The sequence below is a fragment of the Kitasatospora putterlickiae genome, assembly GCF_039527695.1.
GTDB classification, from domain to species: domain Bacteria; phylum Actinomycetota; class Actinomycetes; order Streptomycetales; family Streptomycetaceae; genus Kitasatospora; species Kitasatospora putterlickiae.
Genome location: NZ_BAAAKJ010000162.1, coordinates 11868 through 14223, shown reverse-complemented (window position 1 = coordinate 14223; position 2356 = coordinate 11868). Strand labels below are relative to the sequence as shown.

General features: G+C 70.2%; 3 protein-coding genes. 2 read left to right on the top strand and 1 reads right to left on the bottom strand.

Annotated features, from left to right (window positions below; all coding sequences use genetic code 11):
* Window positions 1-27: 27 nt before the first annotated feature.
* Window positions 28-933, bottom strand: coding sequence for a mycothiol conjugate amidase Mca (gene mca, locus ABD308_RS16810; RefSeq protein WP_344335061.1), 906 nt, complete (start codon window positions 931-933; stop codon window positions 28-30).
* A gap of 238 nt (window positions 934-1171) precedes the next feature.
* Here mca and ABD308_RS16805 point away from each other — a divergent pair, with 238 nt between their 5' ends.
* A complete protein-coding gene (locus tag ABD308_RS16805; RefSeq protein WP_344335058.1) occupies window positions 1172-1582 on the top strand; it encodes a DUF4307 domain-containing protein in 411 nt (136 codons plus the stop codon).
* A gap of 272 nt (window positions 1583-1854) precedes the next feature.
* Window positions 1855-2352, top strand: coding sequence for a transcription elongation factor GreA (greA, locus tag ABD308_RS16800; protein ID WP_344335057.1), 498 nt, complete (start codon window positions 1855-1857; stop codon window positions 2350-2352).
* Window positions 2353-2356 lie beyond the last annotated feature (4 nt).

The window sequence follows — 2356 nt, the reverse complement described above, 5'->3', positions numbered from 1 at the left end:
CGCGGAGCCGGGCCGTCGGGGGGTGGTTCAGTCCCGCGTGTCGGCCGACTCGGCCGTCAGGCTGGGGGTCCGCAGGCCGGCGAACAGGTCGTCCTCCGGCAGGTCCACGTCGACCAGGGTACGGGCGAGCTCGTAGTCCTCGGTGGGCCACACCTCGCGCTGGACCTCCAGCGGGACGCGGAACCACGGGCCGTCCGGGTCGATCTGGGTGGCGTGCGCGATCAGCGCGCGGTCCCGGGTCTCGAACCAGTCGTCGCAGCGCACCCGGGTGGTGATCTCGCGCTCCTGGCGGCCGCTCTTCTCCCAGCCGGCGATCCACTCGCCGTAGGGGGACTCGTGGCCGTTGTCGGAGAGGTACTTGTGCAGGGCGCGGATCCGGCCCATCGGGAAGCCGTGGTTGTAGTACAGCTTCAGCGGCTGCCAGGGCTCGCCGGCCTCGGGGTAGGCGTCGGGGTCGCCCGCGGCGTCGAAGGCCACCATGGTGATCTTGTGGGTCATGATGTGGTCAGGGTGCGGGTAGCCGCCGTTCTCGTCGTAGGTCGTGATGACCTGCGGCTTGAACTCCCGGATCAGGCGGACCAGCGGTTCGGCCGCCTCCTTGACGTCCTCCAGCGCGAAGCAGCCCTCGGGCAGCGGGGGCAGCGGGTCGCCCTCCGGCAGGCCCGAGTCCACGAAGCCCAGCCAGGCCTGCTTGATCCCGAGGATCGCGCGGGCCTCGTCCATCTCCTTGCGCCGGACCTCGTGGATGTTCTCCTCGATCTCCGGCTTGCCCTGCAGTTTCGGGTTGAGGACCGAACCGCGTTCCCCCCCGGTGCAGGTGGCCACCAGCACGTCCACCCCCTGGTCGACGTACATGGCCATGGTCGCCGCGCCCTTGCTGGACTCGTCGTCCGGGTGGGCGTGCACCGCCATCAGTCGCAACTGCTCAGTCAACGCGTGCGTTCCTTCCACAAATGTCGGGCGTACCGCGCAAGCCGGTCTGCCCACCGTCTGAGCCGCTATCGGGGCCCCGTCACCGCGGGACCGGCCGCCGCGCGGGGCGCCGACACGGCCGAGCCCGCCCCCGCCGGACCGGCCGCGGGCGTGCCCCTCCTATAGTGACGGACTGGAGGAGCACCGCATTCCCCCGCACCACCCGCGCGGCCCCCTCCCCACGAGAGGACTGAGCCCCATGAGCGCTGGCACCAGGACCCCGCAGCTGCCCGAGGACCGCTACGGGCGCCGCGGCGACCGCGAGAACGACCGCCGCCTCAAGGCGGCCGGCGCGGTCTGCGGGGTGCTGCTCCTGGGCCTGGTCGCCTGGCTCGGCGGTTCCTACCTGATCCGCGAGACGAAGATCAACGGCACCGTGCCGGCCTTCCAGGCGCTCTCCGACACCGAGCTCCAGCTCCACCTGGCGGTGCGCAAGAGCGACGGCACGGCCGGCAGCTGCACCGTCCGCTCGCAGGCCGAGAACGGCGCCGTGGTCGGGGTGGCCGATTTCCCCGTCCCGGCCGAGGGCTCCGAGTACGACGCGGTGGTGAGCCTGCGGACCACCGCCCGCGGCACCACCGCCGAGCTGCTGGGCTGTACTCCCAAGTAACCCCGCCCCAGGCATATCCGCTCGGGAGAACGGGCATCCGTAGAGGAGCCCGTCCCGCCGATCCCGTACACCTTGGCGCAACGTCGTCGTCAATGGCAGGCCAACGACCCTCCCGATTGTCGGCGGGAGTTGTTAGGCTCGTGGTTTCGCCCCTTCCGCACCAGCTGGTACGGGAGCGGGCGTTGCTTTGTAGTTAAGACCGATATCGGCACCACCCGACACGCTGACGACTCACACCCTCAGCACAGCCCCAGCACCTACGAGGAGCACCCGTGACCCAGACCAGCGAGAACGTGACCTGGCTCACTCAGTCCGGCTACGACCAGCTCAAGGCCGAGCTGGATCACCTGACCGGCCCCTGGCGGATCGAGATCGCGCAGAAGATCGAGGCCGCGCGCGAGGAGGGTGACCTCAAGGAGAACGCCGGCTATCACGCCGCCAAGGAGGAGCAGGGCAAGTACGAGCTGCGGATCCGCCAGCTCACCCAGATCCTGGAGCGCGCCAAGGTCGGCGAGGCCCCGGCGGACTCGGGTGTGGTGGCCCCGGGCATGGTCGTCACGGTCGCCTTCGACGGCGACGAGGACGACACCATGAAGTTCCTGCTGGGCTCGCGCGAGGTCGGAGAGGACGACCTGGACATCTACTCGCCGCAGTCGCCGCTCGGCCGCGCGATCGACGGCAGGACGATCGGCGACGAGGCGACCTACGAGCTGCCGAACGGCAAGCAGGCCATGGTCAGGATCATCGAGGTCAAGCCCTACTCCGGCTGATCCC